Annotated in this window: 16 protein-coding genes; 13 read left to right on the top strand and 3 right to left on the bottom strand. The window is 60.4% G+C overall.

The window, feature by feature from the left end:
* Positions 1–37: 37 nt before the first annotated feature.
* From RLW55_RS05535 to RLW55_RS05525, 3 genes are read left to right on the top strand one after another with little or no spacing between them, the layout of a single operon-like run.
* Positions 38–790 carry a heme ABC transporter permease gene (locus RLW55_RS05535; RefSeq protein WP_013950187.1) on the top strand — a complete coding sequence of 251 codons (753 nt, stop codon included), beginning with the start codon at positions 38–40 and terminating at the stop codon, positions 788–790.
* 11 nt (positions 791–801) lie between these two features.
* Positions 802–957 carry a heme exporter protein CcmD gene (ccmD, locus tag RLW55_RS05530; RefSeq protein WP_024274982.1) on the top strand — a complete coding sequence of 52 codons (156 nt, stop codon included), beginning with the start codon at positions 802–804 and terminating at the stop codon, positions 955–957.
* Positions 958–965: 8 nt separating this feature from the next.
* Positions 966–1,574: a DsbE family thiol:disulfide interchange protein gene (locus RLW55_RS05525; RefSeq protein WP_423415814.1), complete on the top strand. Its 609-nt coding sequence runs from the start codon at positions 966–968 to the stop codon at positions 1,572–1,574.
* Positions 1,575–1,605: 31 nt separating this feature from the next.
* Here the strand turns inward: RLW55_RS05525 and RLW55_RS05520 are convergent, their stop codons facing one another.
* The 3 genes from RLW55_RS05520 to RLW55_RS05510 form a co-directional block, all read right to left on the bottom strand.
* Positions 1,606–2,244: a carbonic anhydrase gene (locus tag RLW55_RS05520; protein ID WP_409561532.1), complete on the bottom strand. Its 639-nt coding sequence runs from the start codon at positions 2,242–2,244 to the stop codon at positions 1,606–1,608.
* Positions 2,244–3,431: a Na+/H+ antiporter NhaA gene (nhaA, locus tag RLW55_RS05515; protein ID WP_423415813.1), complete on the bottom strand. Its 1,188-nt coding sequence runs from the start codon at positions 3,429–3,431 to the stop codon at positions 2,244–2,246. Before nhaA ends, RLW55_RS05520 begins: the two co-directional genes overlap by 1 nt.
* Positions 3,432–3,527: 96 nt before the next feature.
* Positions 3,528–4,349 carry a PfkB family carbohydrate kinase gene (locus RLW55_RS05510; protein ID WP_423415812.1) on the bottom strand — a complete coding sequence of 274 codons (822 nt, stop codon included), beginning with the start codon at positions 4,347–4,349 and terminating at the stop codon, positions 3,528–3,530.
* A 158-nt stretch (positions 4,350–4,507) separates the two neighbouring features.
* On the opposite strand from RLW55_RS05510, the gene RLW55_RS05505 reads away from it, so the two are divergent.
* From RLW55_RS05505 to RLW55_RS05460, 10 genes are all read left to right on the top strand, one after another.
* The gene (locus tag RLW55_RS05505) at positions 4,508–5,407 is read left to right on the top strand and encodes an HpcH/HpaI aldolase/citrate lyase family protein (RefSeq protein ID WP_013950193.1); all 900 of its coding nucleotides are present in this window, start codon (positions 4,508–4,510) and stop codon (positions 5,405–5,407) included.
* Between the two features lie 147 nt (positions 5,408–5,554).
* The gene (locus RLW55_RS05500) at positions 5,555–6,613 is read left to right on the top strand and encodes a MaoC family dehydratase (RefSeq protein WP_409561535.1); all 1,059 of its coding nucleotides are present in this window, start codon (positions 5,555–5,557) and stop codon (positions 6,611–6,613) included.
* Between the two features lie 83 nt (positions 6,614–6,696).
* Positions 6,697–7,245, top strand: coding sequence for a superoxide dismutase family protein (locus RLW55_RS05495; RefSeq protein ID WP_423415811.1), 549 nt, complete (start codon positions 6,697–6,699; stop codon positions 7,243–7,245).
* Positions 7,246–7,399: 154 nt separating this feature from the next.
* A complete protein-coding gene (locus RLW55_RS05490; protein ID WP_423415810.1) occupies positions 7,400–8,374 on the top strand; it encodes an NAD(P)/FAD-dependent oxidoreductase in 975 nt (324 codons plus the stop codon).
* A 91-nt stretch (positions 8,375–8,465) separates the two neighbouring features.
* The gene (gene sdhC / locus RLW55_RS05485) at positions 8,466–8,876 is read left to right on the top strand and encodes a succinate dehydrogenase, cytochrome b556 subunit (protein WP_013950197.1); all 411 of its coding nucleotides are present in this window, start codon (positions 8,466–8,468) and stop codon (positions 8,874–8,876) included.
* Positions 8,876–9,259 carry a succinate dehydrogenase, hydrophobic membrane anchor protein gene (gene sdhD / locus RLW55_RS05480; protein ID WP_409561538.1) on the top strand — a complete coding sequence of 128 codons (384 nt, stop codon included), beginning with the start codon at positions 8,876–8,878 and terminating at the stop codon, positions 9,257–9,259. The genes sdhC and sdhD overlap by 1 nt, the downstream gene beginning before the upstream one ends.
* A 5-nt stretch (positions 9,260–9,264) precedes the next feature.
* A complete protein-coding gene (gene sdhA, locus RLW55_RS05475; protein WP_409561539.1) occupies positions 9,265–11,112 on the top strand; it encodes a succinate dehydrogenase flavoprotein subunit in 1,848 nt (615 codons plus the stop codon).
* A 143-nt stretch (positions 11,113–11,255) separates the two neighbouring features.
* Complete coding sequence (locus tag RLW55_RS05470; protein ID WP_423415809.1) at positions 11,256–11,855, top strand: hypothetical protein; 600 nt, start codon at positions 11,256–11,258, stop codon at positions 11,853–11,855.
* 106 nt (positions 11,856–11,961) lie between these two features.
* Positions 11,962–12,741, top strand: coding sequence for a succinate dehydrogenase iron-sulfur subunit (locus tag RLW55_RS05465; RefSeq protein WP_409561541.1), 780 nt, complete (start codon positions 11,962–11,964; stop codon positions 12,739–12,741).
* 37 nt (positions 12,742–12,778) lie between these two features.
* Positions 12,779–13,171 (top strand): VOC family protein, encoded by a 393-nt coding sequence (locus RLW55_RS05460; RefSeq protein WP_414464294.1) that lies wholly within the window; start codon positions 12,779–12,781, stop codon positions 13,169–13,171.
* Positions 13,172–13,186 lie beyond the last annotated feature (15 nt).

The following is a 13,186-nucleotide window of genomic DNA, read 5'->3' as shown; positions in this document are numbered from 1 at the left end:
CATTGCGCCGTATCGTTTAAAGGCTTAAATCCCGCCCATGCAGACGCTTACGCAACGCCTCGCCAATCCGACACGGTTCATGGAGCTTTCCGCTCGCGTGCTGCCGTGGGTGACGGCCGCTTCGGCTATCCTATTGGTTTACGGTCTTTATTTGGCATTTCTGGATTCGCCACCTGACTATCAGCAGGGCGAGACGGTCCGGATCATGTACATCCATGTGCCGTGCGCGTGGCTCTCGATGATGATTTACGGGCTGATTGCGCTGTCGAGTTTCGGCCTGCTCGTGTTTCGTCATCCGCTGGCGGACGTTTCGGCGAAGGCCGCGGCGCCGCTCGGCGCGGCCTTCACGTTCCTGGCGCTGGTGACCGGTTCGCTCTGGGGCAAGCCGATGTGGGGCACCTACTGGGTTTGGGATGCGCGACTGACGTCGGTGCTGCTGCTGTTCTTTCTCTATCTCGGCTTGATTGCTCTGCGCTCAGCGCTGGAAGACGAAGGGGCTGCAGCCAAGCTGACAGCCGTCCTGGCGCTCGTGGGCGTGACGCTGCTGCCGATCATCAAGTTTTCGGTCAACTGGTGGAATACGCTGCATCAGCCGTCGACGGACTTCACATCGACTGTCGATCCCAGCATGCGTCTGCCGTTGCTGGTGATGGCGCTAGCGTTCACGCTGATGTTCTTCGCGATGCATCTGAAGGCGATGAGGAACGAGATTCTTCGCCGCCGGGTGAAGGCGCTCAGGACACAGGCGGTCATGGGCCGGGATCGGCTCGCGCCTCAGGCAGCGGAGTGATTGCTATGAATATGGGACCGCACGCCGCTTTCATTTGGCTGTCGTATGCCGTCGTCACGGTGACGGTGATCGGGCTCATCCTTTGGCTTTTGGCTGATGGATGGAAGCAGCGCGCCGAACTCGCCGCGCTGGAACGCCAGGGCGTCAAGCGCCGCTCCTCGCACTGAATAGAGAGATGACGGTGGCCCAGGGTCGATCCAATTATTTGCGCTTGTTGCCGGTCGTGATTTTCGTGGTCATCGCGGGTTTTTTCGCGATGGCACTTAGGTCCGGCGATCCGTCGTTGCTGCCGTCAACGCTCGTCGGCAAGCCGGTGCCGCAGACGACGTTTCCGGCCGTCGAAGGACTGGAAGTGACAGCGGGCAACGCCGAACCAGGATTTACCTCGGCTGATCTTGCGAAGGGCAAGATCTCAGTCGTCAATTATTGGGCGTCGTGGTGCGTGCCGTGCGTCGATGAGCATCCGATGCTGGAGCAGCTCAAGGAAGAGTCCGGCGTCGACATTTATGGCGTCAACTACAAGGACCAGGCTGCGGCGGCGCGGCGTTTCCTGGGGCGTTACGGCAATCCGTTCACGGCAGTCGGGACCGATGCCGATGGGCGCGCTGCGATCGACTGGGGCGTCTACGGAACGCCTGAGACGTTCGTCGTCAACGGCAAGGGCCACGTGATCTACAAGCACGTTGGGCCGATCACGCCGGAGTCGCTCAAGACGAAGTTGCTGCCGATCATTGCCAAGGCGAAAGTGGAAGCTGCCGCCGGAGCGGCAGGTCCATCATCCTGATAGGCCGAGAAGGCTCCGAGCGGCCACGCCATCAAAGTGCGAAGAACTGACCGCGCGAGTGGTTCAGAACCGTCAGCGTTCCCGACTTGATGTCGAAATGCGCGCCGTGCAGCGACAACCGGCCCTTGTCTTCCTGCTCTTTCACGAACGGGAAGGTACGCAAATTAGCGATCGACTGCTTGATGGCTTCTTTTTCGAGCGCTTCCTGACGGACGCTAGCTGAGCTGCTTTGATGTGCAGCTAGAACGCTGAGACGGGCGTCGTCGAGCATCGACATCCATTTCGAGATGAAATGCGCGTCCGTCTGGATTGCGGCGTTCTGGTCCAGCGCCGCCTTCACGCCGCCGCAGCCAGAATGGCCCATGACGATCATGTTCTTCACGCGCAAATTCAGCACTGCAAACTCCATCGCGGCGCTGACGCCGTGATATTTGCCGCTGACTTCGTAGGGCGGAACAAGATTGGCGACATTGCGGACGACGAATAGTTCGCCGGGCATGGCCGAGAAGATCGTCTCGGGATCGACGCGGCTGTCCGAGCACGAGACGATCATCGTCTCGGGGCTTTGCCCGTGTGTCGCGAGTTCTTCGTAATGGTCGGCGTTCGGAACGAAATGGCGATGACGGAAACGGCGATAGCGGTCCGCCAAAGTTTCGGGAAAGCTGCTCATTATCGTTTTTCCTCCGCCATCGGCGGGGCTCCCTTGCTCGTGACCAATACGATGTAGCCGACCACCGCTGCCAGCAGGGACCCTGCCATAACGCCGAGACGCACTTCCGCGGTCAGCGTGGGGTCGGGGAACGCCAGCAGGCCAATGAACAAGCTCATCGTGAAACCAATGCCGCCGAGAATTGCGGTCCCGAAGAGCTGCATCCGAGATGCTCCGTGAGGCATTTCTCCGAGGCCGCTGGCAATCACAGCGCGCACTGCGCCGTATATGCCGAGTGGCTTGCCGAGGAAAAGACCCAACGCGATGCCGACGGGGATTTGCGACAGCATGTCATTCATTGACAGGTCGCCAACCGCCAATCCGGCGTTGGCGAGAGCGAAGATCGGCATGATGCCAAAGCTGACCCAAGGGCTCAATGTGTGCTCGAGCGCCGGGAGCGGACCGTCGACCCCTTTCTTCGGGCTCGAGAGCGGGATCATCAGCGCCGTGACGACACCCGCAATGGTTGCGTGAACCCCGGACTGCAACACGCAGAGCCAAACGAAGGCTCCGACGAGCAGATAGGGCCAGACCCGCATGACGTTGAGCCGGTTCATGACCGCCATCACGGCGACGCCGGCAGCGGCCAATCCCAATGCGGTGAACGACAGTTCGTATGTGTAGAAAAATGCGATTATCAGAATGGCGCCGAGATCGTCGATGATGGCGAGGGCGAGCAGGAAGACCTTCAGCGTCGGTGGGACGCGCTTGCCCAGCAGCGCCATCACGCCGACGGCAAACGCGATGTCGGTTGCTGCCGGAATGGCCCAGCCGCGCAGGTGCTCCGCGTTATCGAAATTGATCGCGACATAGATCAGCGCCGGGACGACCATACCGCCAATTGCGCCGACGATCGGCAGCATCGCGGCGGCGGGTTTCGAAAGCGCGCCGCGAATGGCTTCACGCTTGATTTCGAGACCGACGACCAGAAAAAAAATGACCATCAGGCCATCGTTGATCCAGTGATGGATTTCTTTTGTGAGAGCGAAGGGTGCGACGCCGAGCTGAACTTTGGTCGTTAAGATGTGCTCATAGGCGTTGTGAAGAGGCGAATTGGCAAGGAACAGCGCCAAGAGCGCGGCGGCAAGCAAAACAAGGCTGGCAAGAACTTCTCTGCTAATGCCTTCCGCACTTGATTCTGGCTTCATATCTGCGGAGTCCCTCCATAAAAATGATCCCTGGGCAGATATGCCGGTTCATTCCATGCGCAGCAACCCAAAGCGGGCGTGGCGCGCGAATGTCACTCACGCTGCAGCTTCGATGGACACAGGAGAGATGTGCCGCCAATCGACGAAATTCGGCAGCATGCGATCGGTGCCGCGGCTGATTTCGAGCGCGCGGCGAACGCCGCCGAGAGCGTAAGCCAGCGCCGTCTGAGGCGGTTCGCCGTGCATGAGTTTGGCGGTGAGGCAGCCTGCGAAGATGTCGCCGGTGCCATGCGGCACGTCGGCCCATTTCTCGACGCGGCCGATGAAGGTGCGGTTCGCAGCCGTCAGCACGGTAGCGAGCGAGGCTGGCCCGTCCGGAATTGACGTTCCCGCGACGATGGGGCGGCTGAGATTGGCGATTGCGGTGACGGCATCGGCCGGCGATTGGACATTGATGCCGGACAGCCACGATAACTCGAAGCGGTTCGGCGTCATGATGTCGGCCATTGGCATGAGCAGATCGCGGATGCCGTGTGCGGATCGTTCGTCAATATAGAGGCCGCCGGGGTCGTCGCCGAAGATCGGATCGCAGATATAGGTGATCTCGGGCTTTGCGGAGCGCAGACGCATTACGGCTTCGGCGACGATTTCGGCGTGCTGGAGCGATGGTAGGTAGCCGGAGAAAATCGCATCGAACGAGGCCAGCCAGCCATTGTCGGCGAGGGCGCGGACCATGTCTCCGACAAATCTCGGATCGAGCGTAATGCCGGCGATGTGGGCGCGGATCGGATGGTTCGACAGCACAACCGTCGGCAGTCCGACGACATCGATGCCGGCGGCGAGTAGGGGCGGGCTTGTTGCGGTCAGCCCAACGGGATCATGCGCAACATACGACGAGATCATGAGAATGCGGCGCATAGGGACCGAAGAGTTCGCGATTGGACCTTTGCCGCGCGATGGACAAGCCAACGCCAGCGCTCGGAATTGCGATTTATTCGAAAGTTTAGTCGCGGTCGATGTTGCAAACGTGCATGCTGCGATGCAAAATCAACGCATTTTCTACGGGAGTCGATGCGATGGCCATGAGACCCAGACGCAGCGTCCTCTATTTGCCCGGCGACAACGAGCGGGCTCTGGAAAAAGCCAAAACGCTGCCGGCGGATTCGATCATCATCGATCTTGAGGATTCGGTCGCGCCTCCCAACAAGGAAAAGGCGCGAGCGCAGGCAACGGCTGCGATCCACGAAGGGGGGTTTGGTTCGCGGGAAGTGATCCTCAGGGTCAATCCGATAGAAACGCCGTGGGGGATGGCCGATCTGCACGGGGCCATGGCAGCCGTTCCGGATGCCATTCTCATTCCAAAGGTTTCGAACTCCGGCGATATCACCGGTACGGCGAAGGTCATCAAAGCATCGGATGCCGATCCGCGCATTCGGCTCTGGGCGATGATCGAGACGCCGATGGGGATCATCAACGCCAAGGAAATTGCCGCCTGTGCGCCCGACCAGGACAATCGGCTCGTCTGCTTCGTGCTGGGCACGAACGATCTCCTCAAGGAGAGCCGTGCGCTCGCAAGCCGCAACCGTTTCGCCGTCGTGCCGTGGCTGGCGATGACGCTGGTGGCCGCGCGGGCTTATGGGCTCGATGTCATTGATGGCGTCTACAACGATTTTAAGGACGAATCCGGTTTTCGCGCCGAATGCGAGCATGGCCGCACGCTGGGCATGGACGGCAAGACGCTCATCCATCCGTCGCAGGTCGTGCCCTGCAACGAAGTCTTTTCACCGACGATCGAGGAAATCGCCTGGGCGCATAAGATCATCAAAGCCTTCGAAGAGCCCGAGAATGCGCGCAAGGGGGTGATTACGGTCGAGGGACGCATGGTCGAACGGCTGCATCTCGTGATGGCGAGACGTGTCGCCGCGATTGCCGATGCCATCAACGCGCGATCGAAAGTCGAGGAGCCGTGGTTTTAGTAAATGCCGCCTCCAACGGGCTTCGTGCGGCCCTTGATCGCGTCCCCGACCTTTCAAAAAAGGGTTGCGGTCTGATCCCGACATCCTGAAAAGAACCAAAACCCGAAGCCCGTGCGTAAGGGCTTCCCGAACCATAAGGCGGGGATGATGGCCGGAACCAAGACGAACGCAGGAAACTTCTTCGAAGATTTCACTTACGGCCAAGTCATCCCGCACGCCACACCCCGCACCGTCACCGACGGCGACGTGGCGCTTTACACCTCGCTTTACGGCTCGCGCTTTGCAGTGCAGTCGGCTGATACGTTCGCCAAGGCCATCGGCTATCCGAAAGCGCCGCTCGACGATATGCTCACGTTTCATGTCGTGTTCGGCAAGACGACGCCGGATATCTCTCTCAACGCCATCGCCAATCTCGGCTATGCCGATTGCCGGTTCCTGAAGCCTGTCTATCCGGGCGATACGCTGTCGGCGACGTCGGAAGTGATTGGTCTGAAGGAAAATTCGAACGGCGAGACGGGCACCGTTTACGTGCGTTCGACGGGGCGCAACCAGGATGGCGAAGTCGTCCTTGAATATTGCCGCTGGGTGATGGTGCGCAAGCGCTCCAAGGGTTCGCCGGCGCCGGAAGCGGTGGTGCCGAAGCTTCCCGAGCGTGTCGATCCGGAAGTTCTTGCGTCGGCGGTCCCGGCGCTCGACGTCAGCAAATATGATTTCGCGCTGTCGGGTTCGCCGCATCGCTGGGGTGATTATGAGCCGGGCGAGAAGATCGATCATGTCGATGGCATGACACTGGAAGAAGCCGAGCATCAGATCGCGACGCGGCTTTATCAGAATACGGCGAAGGTCCATTTCAATCAGCACACCGAATCCAAGGGGCGATTCGGCAAGCGGATCGTCTATGGCGGCGTTGTCATTTCGCTGGTGCGGGCGCTGTCCTACAACGGGCTCGGCAATGCCTTCCACTTGGCGGCCATCAATGGCGGCCGGCACGTGGCGCCGACGTTCGCCGGCGATACGATCTACGCGTGGTCGGAAATCCTGGAGAAAGCCGAGATTCCCGAACGGAAGGACGTCGGCGCGCTTCGGGTTCGTCTCGTCGGCGTCAAAAATCAGGATTGCGCGTCACTGCCGCTCAAGACTCCGACGGGCGAGTATGCCGAAGGGGTTGTTCTCGATCTCGATACGTGGCTTGTGCTTCCCCGCTAAGGGCATTCAGCGGCAGCGGGGCTGGCTGACGCCTGTGCCTTGGCGCTAGCGACTTCCGGGCAGGAAGCGGGGGAACACGTCGCATGAACCTCAGAGCGAACCTCAAGGCGAGCATCACGATCGGTCGGGTGGCGCTGGGCGTGCTCGTTCTGGCCGTGGCCGGACCGGCAGACGCGGCCGGCGAAAAGGCCGTTGCCGAGATCAAACTCTCAGACGGTTCGAGTGCCGGCACGGTGACGCTGACCGACATGTCCTCCGGCGTGCTTCTCGCATTCGATCTCAAAGGCTTGCCACCGGGCGCTCACGCTTTTGGCGTGCACGAGGCCGGCAAATGCGATGGCGATTTTTCGTCCGCAGGGCCGACCTACAATCCGCTCGGCGCTCAGCACGGCTTCATGAACGATGAGGGTCCGATGGCGGGCGATCTTCCCAACATCGTCGCCGGACCCGACGGTATGGCGCGCGCCGAAATGATGACAACGTATCTCCACTTTAACGTCGGCGCTGACGATACGCTTTTCGATGCCGATGGATCATCGCTTGTCATCTATGACAAGGCCGATGACTATCGGACCGATCCGGATGGTAGCGGGGAAAAGCGGATCGGTTGCGGTGTGATCAAACAGCAATAGCGTCGGTGGGACGCGAAATTCACGTTGATCAATCGACGTGATGCCGCTTTGCCGATGCGCACGCCGGGCCTGAGATTGTAAATCTCCAAAGGGCCGCGATTCGATCGTATGTATGCGTCGTAATTAATCGGCCGGACATTCGAAGCGAGATGCGGTGATCAATCAAGTTGCAATCATCGGTGCGGGTCTGGCGGGGCTTTCATGTGCGCAGACGTTGCGGAGCGCGGGCATTTCCGTTGAGGTTTTTGAAGAAGACCGCAACGTCGGCGGCCGCCTCGCAACGATCTGTCTCGGCAGCGACCGGTTCGATCCGGGTGCGCAATATCTCTTGGCGCAAACGGATGAATTCGGGCGTTATCTCTCGGAGATTGCGGGTCTCGGCTATGCGGATACCTGGGTGCCGCGACAGTGGAAACCAGGGCCCGGCAAAACCGTCCGGGAGCCGTGGATCGTCGGGACACCCGGCATGTCGTCGATCGCGCGTCCGATCGCCGATGGCGTGCGTGTCTCGGTCGGCCGGCGGGTGCAATCGCTCGAACGGCGAGAGAAAGGCTGGCACCTCTGGTTCGCAGACGAAGCATCGGCTGGGCCGTTCGAAGCGGTCGCCATCGCTGTTCCCGCGGCAGCGGCGTTGCCGCTGACGGAACGGATCGACCGTCTCGCGTCGCCGCTGCAGAACGTGTTGATGCTGCCCTGCTGGTCCTTGATGGTCCGCCTCGATCAAAAGAAAACTTCGGAGCATGACGTTTTCACCGACGTCTCAGAGGTCGTGCGGTGGATCGCGCGCGACAACACGAAGCCGGGGCGCGATCCCAGGGGCCAGGCCCTTGTCATTCATGCCTCATCGGCGTGGAGCCTGGCGGCGGAGCAGGCTGACCCCGAAGATGTGGCGGAAGAGCTTTGGAGCGAGGTCGGGGAGTTCTTAAATCTCCCCCCTGTCAGACCGTCGCGGATGACAGCCTTCCTCTGGCGCCAGGGTATCGTCGGCAGGGCGCTGGGCGAGACGCATCTTTACTGTCCGGAAACGCGGGTCGGCGTTGCGGGGGACTGGTGCCTCGGCAGCTTCGCCGAACATGCCTTTACAAGCGGCCGGCATCTCGGGCAGGCCATTGCTGGCGCGCTGACCTGAGGCGCGACAGAATCTATGTGGCATTTGGCGAATTGCCGCGCCCGCGTCGAGGCGCTAGATATGCGCATCAAACAAAAAAGAAGGACGTCCGATGGCAGTTACATCCGGCCGCGGCGTGCGCCCCAAGCGGCCGCTTTCACCACATCTGCAAATCTATTCGCCGCTTATCAACATGGTGATGTCGATCGTACATCGCATCACGGGGGCGGCGCTTTATTTCGGTTCGCTGCTGCTCGCCTGGTGGCTGATCGCAGCCGCGAGCGGACCGGACGCCTACAACTATTTTCTGAGCTGGTGCGATACGTGGTTCGGTAAGCTGGTGCTGCTTGGCTATACGTGGGTTCTGATGCATCACATGATGGGCGGCATCCGCCACTTCATCTGGGACAGCGGCCACGGCTACGACCTTGAGACGGTCGATCTCTTGTCGTGGGGGTCGCTTGCCGCGTCGCTGGCGTTGACGGCGATTGTCTGGATCGCGGTTGCTATGGGGGCCGTCTGATGACCACGATGCGGACACCGCTGAAAAAAGTACGTTATCTCGGCTCGGCCAAAGAAGGCGCCGACCATTTCTGGAAACAGCGCGTGACGGCGGTTGCGAACCTGTTCCTCGGGATCTTTCTCGTTTGGCTGATCGTTTCGCTGCTTGGCGCGGACTACGCGACGGCGAAACAGAAGCTTGCGCACCCATTGATTGCGATTCCGCTTCTCGGTCTTGTACTTTCGGGCACCGTCCATATGCGGATCGGCATGCAAGTCATCATCGAAGATTACGTCCACGAAGAAGGGCTTAAGGTCGTGGCCTTGATGCTCAACACCTTCTTCGCCATTGCCATCGCACTCGCGTGCGTGTTCTCGATTTTGAAACTGAGTTTTGGAGCCTGAGCCTGATGTCGCAATTGAATGGCAAGGCCAACGGCGCGGGTGCCGCACCGTCGCAGATCGGCAAAGCCTATCCGCTGCACGATCATGTTTATGATGTCGTTGTCGTCGGTGCGGGTGGCGCAGGATTGCGTGCGACGCTTGGCTGCGCGGAAGCAGGCCTTAAAACGGCTTGCGTGACGAAGGTGTTCCCGACGCGCTCGCATACGGTTGCGGCGCAGGGCGGTGTGGCGGCGGCGCTCGGCAACATGGGCCGCGACGACTGGCGCTGGCATATGTACGACACCGTCAAAGGCTCCGACTGGCTCGGCGACCAAGACGCCATCGAATATCTGTGCCGGAACGCGCCGGCCGCCGTCTATGAACTCGAGCACTATGGCGTGCCGTTCTCGCGCACCGAAGACGGCAAGATCTACCAGCGCCCATTCGGCGGCATGACGACCGACTACGGCGAGGGTCCGCCGGCACAGCGCACGTGTGCTGCTGCCGACCGCACCGGCCACGCGATGCTGCATACGCTTTACGGGCAGTCGCTGCGCCACGCGGCGGAATTCTTCATCGAATATTTCGCGCTCGATCTCATCATGGATCAGGACGGTGCATGCCGGGGCATCATCGCGCTCAATCTCGATGACGGCACGCTGCATCGCTTCCGTGCGAAGAAGACCATCCTGGCAACAGGTGGTTACGGGCGGACGTATTTCTCGTGCACCTCAGCGCATACCTGCACCGGCGACGGCAACGCCATGGTTCTGCGCGCAGGTTTGCCGCTGCAGGACATGGAATTCGTACAGTTCCATCCCACCGGTATTTACGGCGCGGGCGTGTTGATTACCGAAGGCGCGCGCGGCGAAGGCGGGTATCTGACGAATTCCAAGGGCGAGCGCTTCATGGAGCGCTATGCGCCGCATGCCAAAGACCTCGCCTCGCGCGACGTCGTCTCGCGCTCGATGACGATCGAAATTCGCGAAGGCCGCGGCGTCGGCCCGGATGCCGATCATATCTATTTGCATCTCGACCATCTCGATCCGAAGATTTTGGCCGAGCGTTTGCCCGGCATCACGGAGAACGCGAAGGTGTTCGCAGGCGTCGATCTTCGTCGTCAGCCGATCCCGGTGTTGCCGACGGTTCACTACAACATGGGCGGCATCCCGACGAACTATCACGGTGAAGTTCTGACCAAGAAGAACGGCGATCCCGATCATGTCGTGCCGGGCCTGATGGCGATCGGCGAGGCGGCATGCGTGTCGGTGCACGGCGCCAACCGTCTGGGCTCGAACTCGCTCATCGATCTCGTCGTGTTCGGTCGTGCGGCCGGTTTGCGCTGTGCCGAGACGATCGAGCAAGGCGCAATGCAGTCGGACCTGCCCAAGGACGCGCACGAACCGGCGCTTGCCCGCCTCGATCATTTCCGTAACGCCAAGGGCTCGACGCCGACGGCGGCGCTGCGGCTGCGCATGCAGAAGATTATGCAGTCGAACTGCGCGGTTTTCCGCGATGGCCCGGTGCTGAAAGAAGGCGTCGAGAAGATCACGCAGGTCTGGCGCGATGCGGCGGATATTTCCGTTACCGACCGGTCCCTGGTGTGGAATTCCGATCTCGTCGAAACGCTGGAATTCGACAACCTGATCGCGCAAGCAGCCGTTACGGTCGTGGGCGCCGAAAACCGGCAGGAAAGCCGTGGTGCGCACGCGCGCGAAGATTTCCCCAAGCGTGACGATGTCAATTGGATGAAACACACGCTGGCATGGGCCGATTACGCGACGCAAACAGTCAAGCTCGACGATCGTCCGGTGCACACGAAGACCATGACCAACGAGGTCAAATATATCGAGCCCAAAGCTCGCGTTTATTGAGCCGGTCCAGCTTTTATTTAGTCGCGCTTCTCATCGGGAAAACCGGTGCCCGGCTTTTCCGGAAGCGCTCCGGATGAGTAGAAATAGCGCCGCTTTGGGAAGTCGCTTATGGTGCGGCCGCTATTCAAGGGGCGGGCGCGATTGTGACGAAGATCAGTAAGGACGAGAGCGACGATACCGACACTCGCATGCCGCCCGATCCGTTCGCGGCGGTGCTGCCGTCGCTGGCGGCTCTTGGCGCAATCGCGTCGATCGCGGCCATTAATTGGTCGGGACAGGAAAAGGTCGCAACGCGCACCCGCACCAAGCGCAAGACGGGTGCCGCGCTTCGCGATCTTGAAACCTGTTGTCTCGGCCTCGTCGAGATCTTTAAGCGTTTCCAGAAGCATCCGAGGGTGTTTGCAGGTGGCGGCGGACAGGCGTCGGCGCCGCTGAAGTTTGGGGTTCACGGACAACGCATTCGCGCGGACGCTCAGCGGCTTTATCTGCAACTGATGAATGACATCGCCTCGATGCTGGTGCTTGCCACGCAGAACGCGTTCGACGTCATGACCGCGATCGAAGATGGGGATGTCGAGGCGCCGGAGGAGGTCTTCTTCGGCTTTGGCGAGCAACAGGAACGGCTCAACGACATTATCCAGTCGCGAGTGCCGCTGCGCGTCGCGGTCCAAACGGGGGCTCAGATCGCGGAAAGCCTTGTCGGGTTGGTCCGGGAGCTGAAGAAACACCAGAAATCCGGTTAAGGCCAAAGAACCGCATCCGCCGCGGGCTCATGCCGTTGACAGGGGACGACGTTCAAGCTTCTGTCAGGTTCATAAGGATTTCGTTGGCGGGAACACCGGCACTCTCATGGTTCAGCTCACTCTTCCGAAAAATTCGACAATCTCTGAAGGCAAGATCTGGAACAGGCCGGACCGCGAGGGCGATTGGAAGGAATTCCGGATTTATCGCTGGAATCCGGATGACGAGCGCAATCCGCGCGTCGACACCTATCATATCGATCAGAAGCAGTGCGGACCTATGGTTCTTGACGCTCTGATCAAGATCAAAAACGAGATCGATCCGACGCTGACGTTCCGCCGCTCGTGCCGCGAAGGCATTTGCGGCTCGTGCGCGATGAATATCGACGGCACCAATACGCTCGCGTGCCTGAAGGGTATCGAAGACGTCAAAGGGCCGGTAAAGGTTTATCCGCTGCCGCACATGGAAGTCGTCAAAGACCTCGTGCCGGATCTCACGAATTTTTACGCGCAGCATCGCTCCATAGAGCCGTGGCTCAAAACCGATACGCCGACGCCGCCGAAGGAGTGGAAGCAGTCACGCGAAGATCGTGAGAAACTCGACGGGCTTTACGAGTGCATTCTGTGCGCATGCTGCTCCGCGTCGTGCCCGAGCTACTGGTGGAACTCGGATCGCTATCTCGGCCCTGCCATTCTGCTGCAAGCCTATCGCTGGGTAATCGACAGTCGTGACGAAGCGACGGGCGAGCGTCTCGACAATCTCGAAGATCCGTTCCGGCTCTACCGCTGCCACACGATCATGAATTGCGCCAAGGCTTGCCCGAAAGGTTTGTCTCCGGCAAAAGCCATCGCGGAACTCAAGAAACTTATGGTCGAGCGCCGCGTGTAGGCGGCCGGCTCGATCGCATCATAATGAAGGAGCGACCGTGCTGGACATTCTCGATCACATTGGCTTCCCCGTTACCAATTACCGCCGGTCGCTGGAGTTCTATACCAAGGCGCTGGCGCCGCTCGGCATCAAGCTGCTCAAGGAAATGAAGTTCTCGGAAGAGGACGATGACGGGTATGCCGGGTTCGGTCGTGAGCGGCCGCAATTCTGGATCGGAACGGGTACGGCGCTCAAGGGTCGCCTTCACGTCGCGTTTGCTGCGCAGGGCCGCGACGAAGTGAAAGCCTTCTACGAGGCGGCGCTGGCTGCAGGCGGTAAAGACAACGGACCGCCGGGACTTCGGCCGCACTATCACGCCAACTACTACGGTGGCTTCGTTTTCGATCCGGACGGGCACAACATCGAAGCCGTGACGCATCTGCCGGAGTAATGATTAGCCTTTCTG

Origin of the sequence: Hyphomicrobium sp. B1, from assembly GCF_049532635.1 — a bacterium.
Lineage (GTDB): Bacteria > Pseudomonadota > Alphaproteobacteria > Rhizobiales > Hyphomicrobiaceae > Hyphomicrobium_B.
The sequence above is the reverse complement of the archived record's forward strand: the minus strand, read 5'-3'. Positions and strand labels throughout refer to the sequence as shown.

Bases quoted from the DNA above. Each gene is read 5' to 3' on its own strand.
- RLW55_RS05535 (WP_013950187.1), top strand. From the start codon at position 38: ATGCAGACGCTTACGCAACGCCTCGCCAATCCGACACGGTTCATGGAG.
- ccmD (WP_024274982.1), top strand. From the start codon at position 802: ATGGGACCGCACGCCGCTTTCATTTGGCTGTCGTATGCCGTCGTCACG.
- RLW55_RS05525 (WP_423415814.1), top strand. From the start codon at position 966: ATGACGGTGGCCCAGGGTCGATCCAATTATTTGCGCTTGTTGCCGGTC.
- RLW55_RS05520 (WP_409561532.1), bottom strand. From the start codon at position 2,244: ATGAGCAGCTTTCCCGAAACTTTGGCGGACCGCTATCGCCGTTTCCGT.
- nhaA (WP_423415813.1), bottom strand. From the start codon at position 3,431: ATGAAGCCAGAATCAAGTGCGGAAGGCATTAGCAGAGAAGTTCTTGCC.
- RLW55_RS05510 (WP_423415812.1), bottom strand. From the start codon at position 4,349: ATGCGCCGCATTCTCATGATCTCGTCGTATGTTGCGCATGATCCCGTT.
- RLW55_RS05505 (WP_013950193.1), top strand. From the start codon at position 4,508: ATGGCCATGAGACCCAGACGCAGCGTCCTCTATTTGCCCGGCGACAAC.
- RLW55_RS05500 (WP_409561535.1), top strand. From the start codon at position 5,555: ATGGCCGGAACCAAGACGAACGCAGGAAACTTCTTCGAAGATTTCACT.
- RLW55_RS05495 (WP_423415811.1), top strand. From the start codon at position 6,697: ATGAACCTCAGAGCGAACCTCAAGGCGAGCATCACGATCGGTCGGGTG.
- sdhC (WP_013950197.1), top strand. From the start codon at position 8,466: ATGGCAGTTACATCCGGCCGCGGCGTGCGCCCCAAGCGGCCGCTTTCA.
- sdhD (WP_409561538.1), top strand. From the start codon at position 8,876: ATGACCACGATGCGGACACCGCTGAAAAAAGTACGTTATCTCGGCTCG.
- sdhA (WP_409561539.1), top strand. From the start codon at position 9,265: ATGTCGCAATTGAATGGCAAGGCCAACGGCGCGGGTGCCGCACCGTCG.
- RLW55_RS05465 (WP_409561541.1), top strand. From the start codon at position 11,962: ATGGTTCAGCTCACTCTTCCGAAAAATTCGACAATCTCTGAAGGCAAG.